This window comes from Aquimarina celericrescens, from assembly GCF_042682765.1.
Lineage (GTDB): Bacteria > Bacteroidota > Bacteroidia > Flavobacteriales > Flavobacteriaceae > Aquimarina > Aquimarina celericrescens.
Genome location: NZ_JBHUHY010000017.1, coordinates 116,266 through 131,411 on the forward strand (window position 1 = coordinate 116,266; position 15,146 = coordinate 131,411).

Consider the following 15,146-nt stretch of genomic DNA (forward strand, 5'->3'; position numbering starts at 1 on the left):
TTTCAAGTTTGTTATAAAAGATACTACCTTTGGAAGGTTTAAACTTAAGCAATACGTTTATGAACTTTCCAAAATTCTTGCTAGGAGATAATACAGATTATCCAGATGCAATCTTTGTGATCCATACCGAGTTTCCAAGGTTTATTGTTAATCTGGAGAATGATGAAGTAGAATGGTTAGAAGAATTTGATAAGAATGATGAGAAAGAATTGCTGGAGGAAGCAGAAAATCTTTTTCAGGCTGCCAATGATTTTTACGATCGTGAAATTGAACGTTACGACGAATAAATATATAGTGCCTAATGGAAGAACTTATACAATTAGACAAAGAGCTTTTTTTATACCTTAATAATCTTGGTACTTCTACTTGGGATGGATTTTGGTTATTTATGACCGAGAAATTCTATCAAATACCGTTGTATTTACTACTACTTATCTTTTTCTATAAGTATTTTGGTATACGTGGAACGATCATAACTCTGGTTCTGGTAGCAGTCTTAATAACGGCATCAGATCAATTGGCAAATTTGTTTAAATATGTACTTTTTAAGAGACCAAGGCCTTGCCGCGCAGAAGGTGTGGCAGAGTTTACTCGTTTTATTGCTGAACGATGTGGTCGATATGGCTATTTTTCTGGTCATGCTACTAATTCGATGGCGTTAGCATTTTTTACAGGATTGGCGCTTCAAAAATATCTGAAGTATATTTTTCCTTTTATGATCATTTGGGCAGTTATAGTGAGCTACAGTAGGATTTATGTGGGAGTACATTATCCCGGGGATGTAGTGACAGGAATGGCAGCAGGAATTTTACTAGGTGTAGGGGCTTATGTGCTACACTCTTTTTTGATTAAGAAATACGGTGAGGTTAGTAGTTGAATATGTTTTGTAGATTAATATGATATATTGAAATTTTCACATGTGAATTTACGAGATGATCTGGATTTTAATAAAATAAAAAAGCGGGTGTATAACCCGCTAATTTTGTTAGAATTGTTGACAGCACCCATTAATGCATGACCACTCTCCTTGTGGCTCTCCTGGAAAATCACTTATGCAATCTCGTGCAGAGTAGCATGTGGGAGCGCAATTTATTTGGTTATACGACCCACCATTGATACACTGTTGCTCGGATCTGTTCAATTTTGAGCCTAAGGTTTCAAGTTTTTTAAGCATAATATATTGTTTTAGTTAATAATAAACAATATACCTAAAATTCATTCTGCTCACCTTAATATTATGTTATAAAGCGAATAAAATACTGTTAAAGCAGGTTTTTAAATTTATCAAAAAATACCTCTACTCTTTTCCAAACTTCTTATTTTTCTTCTTTTTACCAAAAATCCGTTTTAATAAATTGTCACGCTTTTCAGGTTTACAATCAAGATCGTTTTTTACTTCTTCACTAGGTTGATCAAACGTGCTTTTTGTAATGGGATCAAAAATAGGATCTTGATTCATTTTTTGATATAACTTAGCAAAAATTGGAAGGGCAGTATTTGCTCCCTGGCCCAAGGTAGTAGTTTTAAACCCAATACCATAATTATCATTTCCTACCCAGGCTACAGTGACCAGATTGGGAGTGATACCTACAAACCAACCATCTTTATTGTCTTGGGTGGTTCCTGTTTTTCCGGCGATATCATTTTTTAATTTGTATGTTGTTCTTAGCCTTGTGGCCGTTCCTTTTTCAACAGTAGATTTCAGCATTTCTAACACTACTTGCCTGGTATATGGGCTGTAGGCCGGAGTTTCTTTAACTTCAGGTTCAAAAGTTGCAATACGATTACCATTTTTATCTTCAATTCTTAAAATATAGTATGGTTTTACAGCTTTACCTTCATTAACATAACTGGCATAAGCTCCTGCTAAGTCTTTAATTCTGATCCCATCGGTACCTAATGCCATAGCAGGTTCTTGAGAAAGGGAATCAATGATGCCTAATTTTTTAACTTGTTCTGCTACCTTAGGAATACCTACTTTATTAAGCACCTTCACTGCAATGGTATTTACAGAGTTACTTAAGGCTTTTTCTAAGGTATAATTTAAATAAGGATCCTCTTCATCATCAGAATTTTTCGGGGTCCAATTATCCAGGTTAGTGTACGTAATCTCTGTTGTCGAAAAATAGGAACAAGGTTTCATTCCGTTTTCGATGGCAGTTGTATAAACAAATGGCTTGAAGGTGGATCCTACTTGTCTTCTACTCTGCGAAACATGGTCATACTTGAAGTAACGATAATCAATCCCGCCAAGATATGCCATAACAGCACCAGTTGTAGGCTCTATAGCGATCATACCAGCATTAAGAAACTTGAGATAGTGTTGCAGGCTGTCTAATGAGGAGATCTTTTTTGTTTCATTCCCGTCCCATTCGAATAATTCAATATTCTTTTTTATTGAAAGAGAATCTTTAATTTGATTTTCAGTTAATCCTTGTTCTTTTAATTTTTTATAACTATCAAGATTTGTAACTGCATTATTGAGTAGTGCTTTATTGTTTTTCCATGGTGCGGTGCTACCATATGATGATTCATATTCTTTCTGTAATGTTTGCATATGTTCTTTCATAGCTTCTTCAGCCAAAGACTGCATTTTATGATCTAACGTTGTGTGTACAATCAAACCATCATTATAGACGTCATAGTCACTACCATCCGGTTTTTTATAGTGTTCAAGAATCTTAACCAGTTCTTTTTTAACTTCTTCTCTAAAATAAGGTGCCAACCCTAGGTCATGATTAAAATATTGATAATCCAATTCGATAGGTTTATTCATCGTTTGGTCTGCTCTAGCGGTACTTATGTATCCATATTTCACCATTTGTTTGAGCACCACATCTCTGCGAAGTTGACTTCTTTCGGGAAACAATCTGGGATTATAACTATGATTCGCTTTAAGTGTTCCGATAAGGGTTGTTGCTTCAGATAGCGTTAATTTATGAGTAGATTTGTTAAAGAATTTTTGTGCAGCACTTTCAATTCCGTACGTATTGTCGGGAAACGGAACGGTGTTAAAATAAAGCGTTAAGATTTCCTTTTTAGAGTAGATATCTTCCATCCTTTTGGCAATAAAGGATTCTTTCAACTTATTGATCACCGTACTAAATATGCTGTATTTTTTTCTTCCGAATAGATTTTTGGCTAATTGTAGCGTAATGGTACTACCGCCACCCGAGGATTTGTCACGCAATAGAATAGTTTTAAAGAATACTCTTAGAAGACTTGTGTTGTCTACCCCGTCATGTTCATAAAATCGAACATCTTCGGTAGCTATAAGAGCATCAATTAAATGTTGAGGTAAATCTTGGTAGGTGATAGGTTGTCTGTCATAGATATAGTATTTTCCTATGAGATGGCCATCTTTATCAAGTATTTGAGTAGCTTCAGACTGCTTAAGAGTACTCAGCTCTTCTTTACCGGGTAGTTTTCCATAAAAACCCAAATATATGCTCATGTAAAAACAGAAAAACAGAAGTATAATTCCTAGTAATGAAAATACACCCCATTTCATCCATTTTTTTTGTAATAAATTCTTTATCATATTCATAATATCGACTTGATAACGTCTAAATCTTCAAATTATTAGTTTGTTTTATCTTCATGTTTTTTTCTAAAATCTCTTATGAAGAGTACAATCATGACCACCATTAATAAAGAAAAGGGAAGTGAAGTAATAATCAATAGTTTTTGCATGGCGACCAAGACATTGATATCTGCTTTCGCATTTCCTAGTAAAAGAATACCTATCGAAAAGATTAATAAAATGATACTCCATAAAAGGCGATGCTTTTTTGAAGGTTCTTGTTTTCCATCGTCTGTAAACATACTCAATACAAATATTGCCGAATCTAATGAAGTAACCAAAAAACTTATCAAAAGAAGAATAGTTAATGTGTTTATGAATCCTTGAAAGGGATAATTTTCGAAGAATATAAAAATAGAACTAAACACATTATCAAATTGTCCCTGATATGCTCCAAAATTTTCAATTATGGTAAAGGCTGATTGACCAAAGGTGGTAAACCAGAAAAAGGTACCTAGTGAAGGTACCAGCAGTACTCCCAAAATAACCTCTCTAAGTGTTCTTCCTTTTGAGATTCTAGCGATAAAAATACCGGTAAAAGGCGCCCAGGCAAGCCAAAAGGCCCAATAATAGTAAGTCCAATCGGTTAGAAATGCTTCTCCGGGATTGTATTGGCCATACGCCAGACTTAGAGGGATAAAGTCGATTACATAATAAAACAATGAGGTAGTGAACTGATAGGTCACAGACAGAATATCTCCTTGCAAAAAAACAAAAAATAAAAGACCAATGGTAATATAAATATTCCACGTAGAAATTATTTTTATACCCTTGTTGACACCTCTAAAAACAGAAATAAATGCCAGTATTGAAATCACAAATAAAACTAGGATAGTTCCTTTAAGTCCGAAATCTTCTTTTAATAAATGCGTAAGTCCACCTTCGATTTGTGTGGTACCGAGGCCAATCGCAGCAACAAGTCCAAAAACAGTAGTAAGAATTGCCAGGATATCTATGCTGGCAAAAATAATAGTTCGCGGCTTCTCTGAAATGACCATACGCTCTATCGACGAAAAAGCACTACTGGATAATACTTTTTTTGACTGCACAAAAAGATAGTACCCTACTGCTATGGCAAATACGGCATAAAATGCCCAGGCTGTGAATCCCCACTGATAAAAGGTGTATTCTAATGCGATTGTTCCTGAATCGGTTTTATTATTTATAGGTGGATTATTCATCATATATACCGGCTCTTGTACAGCTCGTAACAATATACCTGCTCCCATTCCGGCACTATATAACATCGATATCCATGCTAATCTAGAAAACTGTGGGCGGTCTTCAGGTTTTCCTAGTCGTCGCTTTCCCCAATTAGAAAACGCCAAAACAACCAATAACAAAACACAGATTAGCCCTAACCATAAATAAAATCTTCCAAAACGTTGGCGTATGTATACCGAGAAAGATTCGATTCCATTATAGGTTTCTAATGTAAATACGTATAAAAAAAATGAAAAAAATAGTAGAATGCCCAGCGAAACATAGAGTAATCCATTTTTTTTAAGGTTGAGCTTCATACCGAAATAGTTCCAAATGCGATGTTTTTCTTTAAACTTATGCTTGATTGATCATAAATGTCATAAAAAGTTATGAGAATTGTTCAGAATCAATAGAAAAGTTTTCATTTTTTAACAAGTAAAAACTTCAAAAAATAAATTATTTTTTGAAGCTGATGTATCGAAAGTTTCATTTTTTTTAATAAACTTGTAATAACATAATTTATGTGTTATGCTCTATACTCGGATTGAACATTACTTGGGGTTCATTTGAAAGGTATACCCCAAGGTTTGTATTATAGAATGAAGACTTGAATTTTCTACTATAAGTAATATATAACTAACTAAACCTGCAAACCCATGAGAAGAGTAATTGTTGACTACAAAAAATTAAATAAAGATATTTTAAACCTTCTTGTCGAGAAATTTCCTGATGGCTATGCCGATAGAGATATTATTTCTTTCAAAAATCACCATAATGAGGCGATTGAAGCTGTTGAGGTGAAGACAGAAGACACAATCTATTTGGTAAAAATAAGCAAACGTCTGGCAGATACCATGGAAAGTTTTGATGACGATAGCTCTAGTATTGATGTTCCCGAGGGAGTAAGCAAAGATGAAGTAGGAGATCTGGAAGATAAATAAGTTTGAAATTATTCTTTATACAATTCGAATAAATATCGAGCAGCGGCAAACGGCGTAAGCTTATGTTGTTGTACTGCTTCTATTTGTGAACATAACTTTGCTTTAATTTCAGGATGATTGTAAAAAGAGGATTTTAGGTGCTCCTCAATAGTTTGTAATAACCAAAATTTGTTTTGTTTTCTTCTGTTTTCCTCAAAGAATCCATTTTTTGAAGTGATTTCGAAATAATTTTGAATAAGTTTCCATACCTCTTCGATCCCTTTATTTTCTATTGCACTACAAGTGAGTACTTCTGGAGACCAACTGCTTTCTGCAAGTGGATACAAGTGTAATGCTTTTCTGAATTGATTTTTAGCCTCTCGGGCACGTTTAAGGTTATCTCCATCTGCTTTATTGATTACGATAGCATCAGCCATTTCAATGATTCCTCGTTTAATACCCTGCAGTTCATCGCCAGCTCCTGCAAGTTTAAGCAGCAAAAAGAAATCCACCATGCTGTGTACTGCAGTTTCGCTTTGACCAACACCAACAGTTTCAATAATGATGACATCGTATCCAGCAGCTTCACATAAGATGATAGATTCACGAGTTTTTTGTGCTACTCCTCCCAAAGAATTGCCAGAAGGAGAGGGTCTGATAAAGGCATTATCGGCGCGAACGAGAGATTCCATCCTAGTTTTATCACCTAATATACTTCCATGTGATACAGTACTGCTCGGATCTACTGCTAGAACTGCAATTTTTTTATCTTTTTGTATTAAAATATTTCCTAAAGCTTCAATGAATGTACTTTTCCCTACTCCTGGAACCCCGGTAATTCCTATTCTAACAGAATTATTAGCATGAGGGAGGCATTTTTCAATAAGTTCCTGTGCTTTGCTAATATGATTCTGTTGGGTGCTCTCGATTAGTGTAATTCCTTTACTCAGGGCAGTGGTATCTTTAGAAACGATAGCATTACAAAGAGTATCAACAGAAATTTCTTTTTGTTGTAATTTTTTGAATCGATCAATTGCTTGATCTCTGGTACTGACAGACACTTTTGAATTCAGATTAGTGTTTTTGGTGTTATCTTTAGACACAAAATTGCTTTATAGCAAAGTTATAAATTACTTTTTTGGAAAAGACATTATTACTGAAGCAATCTAGTTTTTTGTTTATACTCTTATAGGAATGGCTACTGCTGTTCTGTCCCATGCTAAATACATTATGGTAAAGTCATTAGCATTTTCAAAATAGATAGAAAATTGCTCTTTGGTATTTAGCAAGGGTATCGTAGGCACCTCAATAGTGAGAGCATCATATGATGGATCACGTTTTACGGTACCATCCATGTTTACTCCCCAACTATATTCTTTGCTATTAAAAATAATCTTCCAGGACTCAGGATTAGGGATAGTCCATAAAGTATAAATTCCTGCTTTAAGAGAAGTCCCATCTATCATAAGATCTTTGTTGGTAGTAAGCATAGTAGCTTCATTTGCACCAGTTCTCCAAACTTGTCCAAATGGTACAAGGTTTCCAAAAATCTCCCTATCTTTTTTATAAGGCCTATTGTAAAAAACTGTAATCGTAGCGTCTTTTGCATTATGTGTGATAGTTTCTTCAGGACTGTGTTTCTTAGTATTTTGTTTTAGAAAATACATACCAGTAAATCCTATTAATATCAAACTTAATAGAATTAATACTGATCTTTTTAAAAGCTTAGGCATAATTCGATTTTATGAATTAAATATACTTCATTTAAATTTTAAAACGATCAAAAATTATGTAGTAAGGCGATTGATATTCATCACATTTACTACACAAGTATTTCTGACGGTGATTAAAATTTTAAGAAGTGATTCTAAAAAATAGTTATTCTAGATTAACGTATCAATACGTTGAATTAATTTGTCGGTACCATCCACATATTTTTTTCTACAAGACTCGAAACGTCTTCTACGTCTTTAATTGTTACGATAATCGTAATCATTTTTTATTTTTTACATGAGTATAAAAATGGTATTATTCATAAAATTGATCAGAGTAATACGTTTTTTATGAAGCTTCTTGCTTTTATAATCGTTAATTTTATATTAAATATTTGATATTCAGTTATTTGTTGTTTTTGAAAGCTTTTTATGTATAATTTTGCAACAAGGAAGACATAATTTCGTCTCTATAGATGAATAAGATTTAAAACAGTTTTAAAGTGTTAATCACTAACCAAAAGTTAAAGAAGTTTGTTACAAAGCGAGCTAATAGAAAAATGTAGGCAGGGTGATCGTAGAGCCCAAATGAAGCTTTATAATAAGTACTGTGATGGTATGTATTATGTAGCGTTACGATTTCTTAAAGATTCATTTGAGGCAGAAGAGGCAATGCAGGAATCTTTTATCAAAGCATTTACTAGACTTCATCAGTTTACAGGAGATGTGACTTTTGGTGCATGGCTTAAACGAATTGTTATTAATAAAAGTATCGACATGTTGAAAGCCAAGAAAATGAATATGGTAGCGATTAATGAACAGGTTATGACCACGGTTGAAGAACAAGACGATTGGTCGGTATCTGACTCTGTTACGGTAGAAGAAGTTAAAAAGGCAATTGAAAGATTACCTGAAAAATATAAATATGCCGTGATGTTATTTTTGATAGAGGGGTATGATCATAATGAGATAAGCGAGATACTAGATATAACACCGGTTGCTTCGAGAACACTAGTGCATAGAGGGAAAAAACAGCTACAAGAACAATTAAAACATTTAAGAGATGGCACAGGATATTAGAGAGCTTTTAAAGCAGGATAAGCAGATTCCTGCCGAGAGAATACGAAGTGGACATGAACAAAGATTTATGTCAAAATTAGAAAAAGAACTTCCTAAAAAGACTAATAGTTTTGACTATAATTGGCTTAAGATCGCAGCAAGTGTGGTGGTTGTTTTCTCTATTTCTATGTTCACTTATAATAAATTAGAAAGTAACAATTCTAACACAGATCAAATTGTAGATAATACCAAGGTAAAAAATTCTACTGTGTTAATGAATAAACAATCTTCGACTTTGGCAGAAATATCTCCAGAGTATGAAGAGGTAGAGAATAACATATTAACCAGTATAAAATTTCAATTGTCAAGTATAAAAGTAGATGATAGTAATAGAGAATTAGTAGAAAGTTTTAAAGCCAGATTAAATAATCTTGATAAAGAATATCAAAGACTTAATAAAGAACTTATCGAAGTAGGTCCAAACGTACAAAGTGTTGAGGCAATGATGGAAAATCTAACAATTAGACTTTCACTTTTAAGCAGGCTAAAAGATAAACTAAAAGAATTAGAGAGAATTGAAAATGATAATTACAATGAAGTACAAGCTTAATATTAATGTTGTTGCGCTAAGCGTATTATGTTGTGCAGGTTTGTTGGCGCAGGATAAACAAAATAAGCTAAGCGAAAAGCTTGTGGTTAATAATGATGTTACTGTTAACCTTAATACAAGTCATACTAATATTATTTTTGAAACCTGGAACAAGAATACAATCGAAGTAGAAGCTTATCTAGAAGGTGACCTTACTAATGATAATAGTAAGCGTATACTTGATAGCTGGCAAATAAATGTATCAGGTAATACTAAAGAAGTAACTATTAATTCTGCTGCTGGAAATTTATGGAGTGAAAACGTAACAGCTTCAAATATTGAAATAAATAAAAAAAATCTTCAGGAGTTGAGAAGATTAAGTCCTATGATTGCCGATATGCTTGGTCCTCTTATGGAGAACATGGCCAAAAACCCAATGCCAAACACACTTTCTGAAAATCAATCTGAGGTTAATTATGGTAATAATAAGTATAATGAAAGTGAAGAAAAGTATATTCAGCAATGGGAAAATCAGATACGTGAGAAGTTTAGTGATGATATAGAGAAAAAAAAACAAAAATGGGCTACACAGCTTAAGGATGGTAACTCAAAAAATGCCTCTGGTCAGGCAGAAGTCCGTCTAGAGACTTCATGGGGAGAGCAATATGGAAAACAAATGAATGCTTGGGCTTCTCAGTTATTAAAGGATGTAGAAAGTCAACAAAATGGAGTTGCTAATGTCACTTTTTATCAGTATCGCGCAAAGAGAGTTAATACGAATAATACAAGCAAAATTATTAAAGTACATATGCCGAGAGAGGCTAAATTAAGACTTAATATTCGTCATGGCGACGTGCAGTTAGCAGAAAAGTCTAACAATGTAAGAGCATCATTGTCTCACACCAAACTTTCTGCCAACATAATAGATGGAGATCAAACATTTATCAAAGCCTCTTATTCTCCTGTTTTTGTGCGCCAATGGAACCAAGGGAAACTTGTTTTAAATTATGTAAAGAATTGTAGAATACAAACAGCAAAAAACCTTCTTGTTAACGCAGATTCTAGTAATATTTACATTCAGGAACTTAACGAAAACGGAGCTATTTCGGGAAGTTTTGGTGTCATAACAATAGAAAACCTGGGAGAATCATTTTCTACATTAGATTTAGCAGTTCAAAACAGTGATTTTAATTTAAAATTACCCAAGACAGCTTTTAATCTATCATATAGCGGGGCTCAAAGTATAATTTCTTTGCCTAGAACCATGGAGATAAGTTCGAGGAAGAATTTTGGAAATGTGTTTATTAATGGTTTTCAAAATACACGTAGTACAGATAAAATGATTACGATTAATGCAAAGTATAGTGAAGTTGTACTCAAAAGTAAATAAACAGTAGTTTTCATAGTAATAATGTAGTGTTAATTATAAAAGAGCTTTGTTGGTCAAACAACAGGGCTTTTTTAGTTACTTTTATTAACATCTTGATTAGTATATTTTTAGTACAAAAAAGTAAGAATAATTCTATCTTCAGTTCTTTCATCTGTATAATCCTTCCTTTCATCTATTTTTTAATATAATAATATTATTAAAACATTGAAAATCAATTGATTAAATATTTTTTGATTAAATTTTAACATTTATTGTGTTTTTCATCGAAAATCAAAAACACTTGATCTAAAAATCTGATTTAGAGTTTGTATAACTATAATTTAGTGATATCATTGTATGGTAAAACCGTAAGAAAGGAATAATAAACCTCTACAAGTAAAGTTTAAAATGATGAAATTGATAACATGTTTTTTTAGTTTGTTTTTGTTCTTTAATTGTTATGCAAATAATAATGATGGAATTCTTACTGTAGAAAAAGATGGTCTTGTTGTCGAGGTTTTAGATTTTCAGGATGGAGATAAGATCAAATTGTTTGAAATAGAGACTGGAGATCATATTTTATCTAAGACTCATGCTCAGATAGATCTTAGTCAATTACCTGTTGGATCTTATTTGTTAGAAAATAACGAAGGTAAATCGATCGTAATTGATCGATTAGAAGAAGATCTTAGGGTCGATGGAGCTATTAGTGCTATTCATAACGATTTTCTTTTAGAACGAGATAGTAAAAAGTCTTTAGTGCCTGCAGATATAAACGTTGAGCAAGAATTTATTCGTTATTACGAAAATTCTGAAACTAATCTTCTGGCAATAGAAAGAGAAGGAGATATGATTACTGTGGTAAATTTTGAAGAGGGAGATAAAATCAAGCTGTTTGAAGTTAAAAACACTGTACATATATTATCTAAAACGTCAAATTTTGTTGATTTGAGTCAACTACCTGCTGGTATGTATGTCCTAGAGAACAACAAAGGAGAATCAGTTGTTGTAGAAAAATATTCAGAATCAGATGACAGTCTTATGGCTGATATGTAAGAATGTAAGTATAAGGAATCGAAAAAACCATCTAAAACTTTTAGATGGTTTTTGCTTTTACAACCTTTTTTAGGAGTATTATTTATCCAGATTTTTAGTCATATTAAAACCAACAAATAAACCAACGCCTGCCATTAAGAAAATAGTTCCTGGGTAGGCAATATCTTCTTCGACTCCAATGGATAGGTGTAAAATACCTGCAATAAAAATTCCGATACCTACTCCCATTAATAAAAGTGAAGCATTAAGAATAAGGACTTTCCAAAAGGGAGTCACTCTTCTATCTTTATTACTGTAAAAGATAGATGCATCTGCTCCCTTTTCTATAAGAGCCATTCTTTCTTTATTTCTTGCAGAAATGAATAAATAATATGCCCCAAAAATTACTCCCAAAATTGCAGGCATGATAATTACTTCTGATCCCATGATGTTTTTTGATTTAAAAGATTAATAACTATTCGTTTTCTATCTAAGACGAGGTATTTTTAAAACCGGTTACAAAAACTATGGAAAAATATATTTTGTAATTTTTAGTAGAATTTATGTAACCATAAGTTTGGTAGTCTCGTCTTATGAATAAATGAACCATCAATCAGATCAATATTATATAAATCAAGTTCTTGAAGGGCGGGTAAATGCTTTCTCGGTACTTGTAGAACGCTATCAGTCATTGGTATATACAGTAGTATACAGAATGATGAAGAATAAAGAGCAAGCTGAAGAAGTTGCCCAGGATTGTTTTATCAAAGCATACCAATCATTAAATAAATACAGAGGAGAAGCTAAGTTTTCTACATGGTTATATACCATTGCTTATAGAAAAAGCTTAGATACCATCAAAGCAAGTAGAAGAATAATGACATCAGAACTTATAGAAGAGATCAATGAAGGAGAAATTGAGCTTGTAACAGATGCATTGAGTTATTTAGAAGCTAAAGAACGAAAAGAAATTATATCAGATAGTATAATGAAACTTTCAGAGGATGAAGCGGCTATAGTAACGTTATATTATTTTGATGAGAAAAGTATAAAAGAAATCGCTGAAATTGTGGGTTTGACAGCAGATAATGTAAAGATAAAATTGTATCGTAGCAGGAAAAAACTATATTCAATACTTCATCACCAGATTTCACCCGAAATAAGTAATAAAAATGGAAGAGCAATTTAAAGACATAGAACAATTACTAAAAGAAGCTGGCACCGATCAACCTTCTTCAGGATTTTTGAAAAATATAATGAGTCAAATTGAGCTTTCCGAAACTCAAAAATCACGGGTGTATCAACCTTTAATCTCTAAGAAAACCTGGCTGATTATGATCTTAACCCTAGTTTTATCGATGTGTGGTATTTTATTATTATCAGACCCCAAAGAGTCCATTTTCAACGCTATCGACTATTCTTTTCTGAATGGCATTTTTATCAAAAATCTATTTTCTGGATATACTCTCCATAAAACAGCGATATATGGTATTTTGTTTCTTTCGGCTTTGTTTTTCATTCAAATACCTATACTTAAAAGAAGAATTGACAGAAGTTTTTCAATATAACAAATGAAATAATATTTTTTAAACTGCTTTACTTTCTCTATTTTACCTTACAAATAATTTTTGGGAAAGTTTTTATGCAAAAAAGAGTGTGTATTATAGGAGCAGGTCCTAGCGGTATTACGGCGCTTAAAAACCTGAAGGATAAAGATATTGATGTCGTATGTTATGATCGCAATACAGAAGTAGGAGGGAACTGGATTTATTCTGATGATGAAAGTCATTCTAGTGTTTTTGAAACTACGCATATCATAAGTTCAAAAACCTTATCACAGTATGAAGATTTCACTTTTGACGATTTTGATAAAACCGTAGCCGATTATCCGTCTCATGACGAGCTTAGAAGATATTTTCAGGCGTATGCAAAACGCTTTGATCTATATTCATATATAGAATTTAAAACTATTGTAAAACATTGTAAAAGAATAGCCAATAACGAATGGCAGGTTACGATTATTCAAAACAGAAAAGAGCAAATAGAGATTTTTACAGATTTAGTGGTTTGTAATGGTCATCACTCGGTTCCCAGAATGCCTAAATATCCAGGCAAATTTACAGGTCAATTTATCCATTCTCATAGTTATAAAAAGGCAACTCCTTTTAAAGACAAAAGAGTTTTGGTTATCGGCGGAGGGAATTCTGCTTGTGATGTCGCTGTAGAAACCAGTAGAGTTAGTAAAAAGACAAGTATAAGTTGGAGGAGAGGATATCGTATTATTCCAAAATTCTTTTTTGGGTTACCCTCTGATACAGTAGGTGCACGGTCATCCTGGTTGCCGATAAAGATAAGGAGTTGGTTCAATGATCGATTACTCAATATTTTACTCGGAAAGAACAAATTATATGGATTACAAGAGGTGAAAACAAAGTTTGGCGAAACACATCCTACCATTAATGATGAACTATTATATAAAATTCGACATGGTAAAGTACATCCCAAGGTGGATATAGAAAAACTAGACGGGAATACGGTATATTTCAAAGATGGAACCAGTGAAGATTTAGATGTTATTATTGCTTGTACAGGTTATATCTTGAAACATTCTTTTTTTGATAAAGAATTCATTGATTATAGTGATGGCCCCGTTCCTTTATATTTAAAAATGTTTCATCCCAATTATCACGATGTATTCTTTGTGGGCATGTTTCAACCTTTGGGATGTATATGGCCGGGATCAGAGTTGCAAAGTAAAATTTTAGCTAATTATTTGGTTGGGAATTGGAAAATGCCATCAAATATCAAAACTCTCTGCGAAAAAGAAGTAACAGATCCACATTACAAACAGATAGACACACCAAGACATACAATTACAGTAGATTATCATAAATTCAGAAAGGCGCTATTAAAGCAGCTACCTAAAAACTGGAAGTCAAAAAAACCTCAAAATTTTTCAAAAAGTGCCTAATGAAGAATACTGATTTTTCTCGATTTATAAACAGTTTGTCCAAAGGATTTATTCCTGTTATAACTAAAAACTTTTCTGAAAAGGATTATGTAGCCATAGATTTGTCAGAAAACAATAAAGCTCTTACTACTATTGATGTTTCTTCTTCAAAAGCATTTGAAATATATATATCAGAATATTTACTCAGAAATAATGCTAAAGTCGCCTATGGCGGTTATAATGAAACGAGAGGTATTTATAGAAGAAGTACTCATTTCAATCAACAAAATCCTGAAACTGAAAGAAATATTCACTTAGGATTAGATATCTGGTGCGACGCTGAGACCAAAATACTGGCTCCGTTAGACGGTAAAGTGCATAGTTTTAAAAATAATAATAATTTTGGGGATTATGGTCCGACGATTATTCTAGAGCATACAATAAAGGATATTACTTTTTATACTTTATACGGGCATTTAAGCGTGAAGTCACTTTCTCATCTGGAAGTAGGTCAGGAAATAAAAGCAAGTCAAGTAATAGCTACTTTGGGAGATGCATCTGTAAATGGGGATTATGCACCTCATTTGCATTTTCAAATTATTAAAGATATGCAAGGAAACATAGGTGATTATCCAGGTGTTTCTAATAAAAAAGAGTTAAAATATTATTTACTAAACTGCCCAGATCCTAACTTACTGTTGAAAATTGGGAATTACTAAATGATAA

The 15,146-nt window shown here is 32.8% G+C and carries 16 protein-coding genes; 11 read left to right on the forward strand and 5 right to left on the reverse strand.

What is annotated here, in order from left to right; all coding sequences use genetic code 11:
• The first annotated feature begins 59 nt into the window (after positions 1-59).
• Together ACFSJT_RS17175 and ACFSJT_RS17180 are read left to right on the forward strand one after the other, a co-directional pair.
• Positions 60-287, forward strand: a complete 228-nt coding sequence (locus ACFSJT_RS17175) for a hypothetical protein (RefSeq protein WP_378321572.1) — start codon at positions 60-62, stop codon at positions 285-287.
• 14 nt (positions 288-301) lie between these two features.
• Positions 302-877 (forward strand): phosphatase PAP2 family protein, encoded by a 576-nt coding sequence (locus tag ACFSJT_RS17180; RefSeq protein WP_378321573.1) that lies wholly within the window; start codon positions 302-304, stop codon positions 875-877.
• A 420-nt stretch (positions 878-1,297) separates the two neighbouring features.
• Here the strand turns inward: ACFSJT_RS17180 and ACFSJT_RS17185 are convergent, their stop codons facing one another.
• Together ACFSJT_RS17185 and ACFSJT_RS17190 are read right to left on the reverse strand one after the other, a co-directional pair.
• Positions 1,298-3,454, reverse strand: coding sequence for a transglycosylase domain-containing protein (locus ACFSJT_RS17185; protein ID WP_378321574.1), 2,157 nt, complete (start codon positions 3,452-3,454; stop codon positions 1,298-1,300).
• A 128-nt stretch (positions 3,455-3,582) separates the two neighbouring features.
• Entirely contained in the window at positions 3,583-5,103 is a 1,521-nt protein-coding gene (locus tag ACFSJT_RS17190) for a BCCT family transporter (RefSeq protein ID WP_378321575.1), read from the reverse strand.
• Between the two features lie 339 nt (positions 5,104-5,442).
• Between ACFSJT_RS17190 and ACFSJT_RS17195 the strand changes: the two genes are divergently transcribed.
• Positions 5,443-5,727, forward strand: coding sequence for a hypothetical protein (locus ACFSJT_RS17195; RefSeq protein ID WP_378321576.1), 285 nt, complete (start codon positions 5,443-5,445; stop codon positions 5,725-5,727).
• An 8-nt stretch (positions 5,728-5,735) separates the two neighbouring features.
• Here the strand turns inward: ACFSJT_RS17195 and meaB are convergent, their stop codons facing one another.
• Together meaB and ACFSJT_RS17205 are read right to left on the reverse strand one after the other, a co-directional pair.
• Positions 5,736-6,809 (reverse strand): methylmalonyl Co-A mutase-associated GTPase MeaB, encoded by a 1,074-nt coding sequence (meaB, locus tag ACFSJT_RS17200; RefSeq protein WP_378321577.1) that lies wholly within the window; start codon positions 6,807-6,809, stop codon positions 5,736-5,738.
• A gap of 75 nt (positions 6,810-6,884) precedes the next feature.
• The gene (locus tag ACFSJT_RS17205) at positions 6,885-7,439 is read right to left on the reverse strand and encodes a DUF2911 domain-containing protein (protein ID WP_378321578.1); all 555 of its coding nucleotides are present in this window, start codon (positions 7,437-7,439) and stop codon (positions 6,885-6,887) included.
• A gap of 513 nt (positions 7,440-7,952) precedes the next feature.
• Between ACFSJT_RS17205 and ACFSJT_RS17210 the strand changes: the two genes are divergently transcribed.
• The 4 genes from ACFSJT_RS17210 to ACFSJT_RS17225 all read left to right on the forward strand — a co-directional run bounded on the left by ACFSJT_RS17210 (position 7,953) and on the right by ACFSJT_RS17225 (position 11,491).
• Positions 7,953-8,498 (forward strand): RNA polymerase sigma factor, encoded by a 546-nt coding sequence (locus ACFSJT_RS17210; protein WP_378321579.1) that lies wholly within the window; start codon positions 7,953-7,955, stop codon positions 8,496-8,498.
• Positions 8,482-9,087: a hypothetical protein gene (locus ACFSJT_RS17215; protein WP_378321580.1), complete on the forward strand. Its 606-nt coding sequence runs from the start codon at positions 8,482-8,484 to the stop codon at positions 9,085-9,087. Before ACFSJT_RS17210 ends, ACFSJT_RS17215 begins: the two co-directional genes overlap by 17 nt.
• On the forward strand, positions 9,071-10,456 hold the full coding sequence (locus ACFSJT_RS17220) for a hypothetical protein (protein WP_378321581.1): 1,386 nt from the start codon (positions 9,071-9,073) through the stop codon (positions 10,454-10,456). Before ACFSJT_RS17215 ends, ACFSJT_RS17220 begins: the two co-directional genes overlap by 17 nt.
• A gap of 390 nt (positions 10,457-10,846) precedes the next feature.
• On the forward strand, positions 10,847-11,491 hold the full coding sequence (locus ACFSJT_RS17225) for a hypothetical protein (RefSeq protein WP_378321582.1): 645 nt from the start codon (positions 10,847-10,849) through the stop codon (positions 11,489-11,491).
• 78 nt (positions 11,492-11,569) lie between these two features.
• Here ACFSJT_RS17225 and ACFSJT_RS17230 read toward each other — a convergent pair whose 3' ends face one another.
• Positions 11,570-11,917 carry a DUF6249 domain-containing protein gene (locus ACFSJT_RS17230; RefSeq protein WP_378321583.1) on the reverse strand — a complete coding sequence of 116 codons (348 nt, stop codon included), beginning with the start codon at positions 11,915-11,917 and terminating at the stop codon, positions 11,570-11,572.
• Positions 11,918-12,071: 154 nt separating this feature from the next.
• Between ACFSJT_RS17230 and ACFSJT_RS17235 the strand changes: the two genes are divergently transcribed.
• The 4 genes from ACFSJT_RS17235 (at position 12,072) to ACFSJT_RS17250 (ending at position 15,139) form a co-directional block, all read left to right on the forward strand.
• Positions 12,072-12,659, forward strand: coding sequence for an RNA polymerase sigma factor (locus tag ACFSJT_RS17235; RefSeq protein ID WP_378321584.1), 588 nt, complete (start codon positions 12,072-12,074; stop codon positions 12,657-12,659).
• Positions 12,643-13,038, forward strand: a complete 396-nt coding sequence (locus tag ACFSJT_RS17240; RefSeq protein WP_378321585.1) for a hypothetical protein — start codon at positions 12,643-12,645, stop codon at positions 13,036-13,038. Before ACFSJT_RS17235 ends, ACFSJT_RS17240 begins: the two co-directional genes overlap by 17 nt.
• A 74-nt stretch (positions 13,039-13,112) precedes the next feature.
• Complete coding sequence (locus tag ACFSJT_RS17245; protein ID WP_378321586.1) at positions 13,113-14,441, forward strand: flavin-containing monooxygenase; 1,329 nt, start codon at positions 13,113-13,115, stop codon at positions 14,439-14,441.
• Positions 14,441-15,139, forward strand: a complete 699-nt coding sequence (locus ACFSJT_RS17250) for a peptidoglycan DD-metalloendopeptidase family protein (protein ID WP_378321587.1) — start codon at positions 14,441-14,443, stop codon at positions 15,137-15,139. The genes ACFSJT_RS17245 and ACFSJT_RS17250 overlap by 1 nt, the downstream gene beginning before the upstream one ends.
• The last annotated feature ends 7 nt before the right edge of the window (positions 15,140-15,146 follow it).

What these genes read in the sequence shown, in the direction of transcription:
- ACFSJT_RS17225 (WP_378321582.1), top strand. Translation starts at nt 10,847, where the DNA reads ATGAAATTGATAACATGTTTTTTTAGTTTGTTTTTGTTCTTTAATTGT.
- ACFSJT_RS17180 (WP_378321573.1), top strand. Translation starts at nt 302, where the DNA reads ATGGAAGAACTTATACAATTAGACAAAGAGCTTTTTTTATACCTTAAT.
- ACFSJT_RS17175 (WP_378321572.1), top strand. Translation starts at nt 60, where the DNA reads ATGAACTTTCCAAAATTCTTGCTAGGAGATAATACAGATTATCCAGAT.
- ACFSJT_RS17240 (WP_378321585.1), top strand. Translation starts at nt 12,643, where the DNA reads ATGGAAGAGCAATTTAAAGACATAGAACAATTACTAAAAGAAGCTGGC.
- ACFSJT_RS17215 (WP_378321580.1), top strand. Translation starts at nt 8,482, where the DNA reads ATGGCACAGGATATTAGAGAGCTTTTAAAGCAGGATAAGCAGATTCCT.
- ACFSJT_RS17245 (WP_378321586.1), top strand. Translation starts at nt 13,113, where the DNA reads ATGCAAAAAAGAGTGTGTATTATAGGAGCAGGTCCTAGCGGTATTACG.
- ACFSJT_RS17250 (WP_378321587.1), top strand. Translation starts at nt 14,441, where the DNA reads ATGAAGAATACTGATTTTTCTCGATTTATAAACAGTTTGTCCAAAGGA.
- ACFSJT_RS17185 (WP_378321574.1), bottom strand. Translation starts at nt 3,454, where the DNA reads ATGAGCATATATTTGGGTTTTTATGGAAAACTACCCGGTAAAGAAGAG.
- ACFSJT_RS17190 (WP_378321575.1), bottom strand. Translation starts at nt 5,103, where the DNA reads ATGAAGCTCAACCTTAAAAAAAATGGATTACTCTATGTTTCGCTGGGC.
- ACFSJT_RS17220 (WP_378321581.1), top strand. Translation starts at nt 9,071, where the DNA reads ATGAAGTACAAGCTTAATATTAATGTTGTTGCGCTAAGCGTATTATGT.
- ACFSJT_RS17205 (WP_378321578.1), bottom strand. Translation starts at nt 7,439, where the DNA reads ATGCCTAAGCTTTTAAAAAGATCAGTATTAATTCTATTAAGTTTGATA.
- ACFSJT_RS17230 (WP_378321583.1), bottom strand. Translation starts at nt 11,917, where the DNA reads ATGGGATCAGAAGTAATTATCATGCCTGCAATTTTGGGAGTAATTTTT.
- ACFSJT_RS17235 (WP_378321584.1), top strand. Translation starts at nt 12,072, where the DNA reads ATGAACCATCAATCAGATCAATATTATATAAATCAAGTTCTTGAAGGG.
- ACFSJT_RS17195 (WP_378321576.1), top strand. Translation starts at nt 5,443, where the DNA reads ATGAGAAGAGTAATTGTTGACTACAAAAAATTAAATAAAGATATTTTA.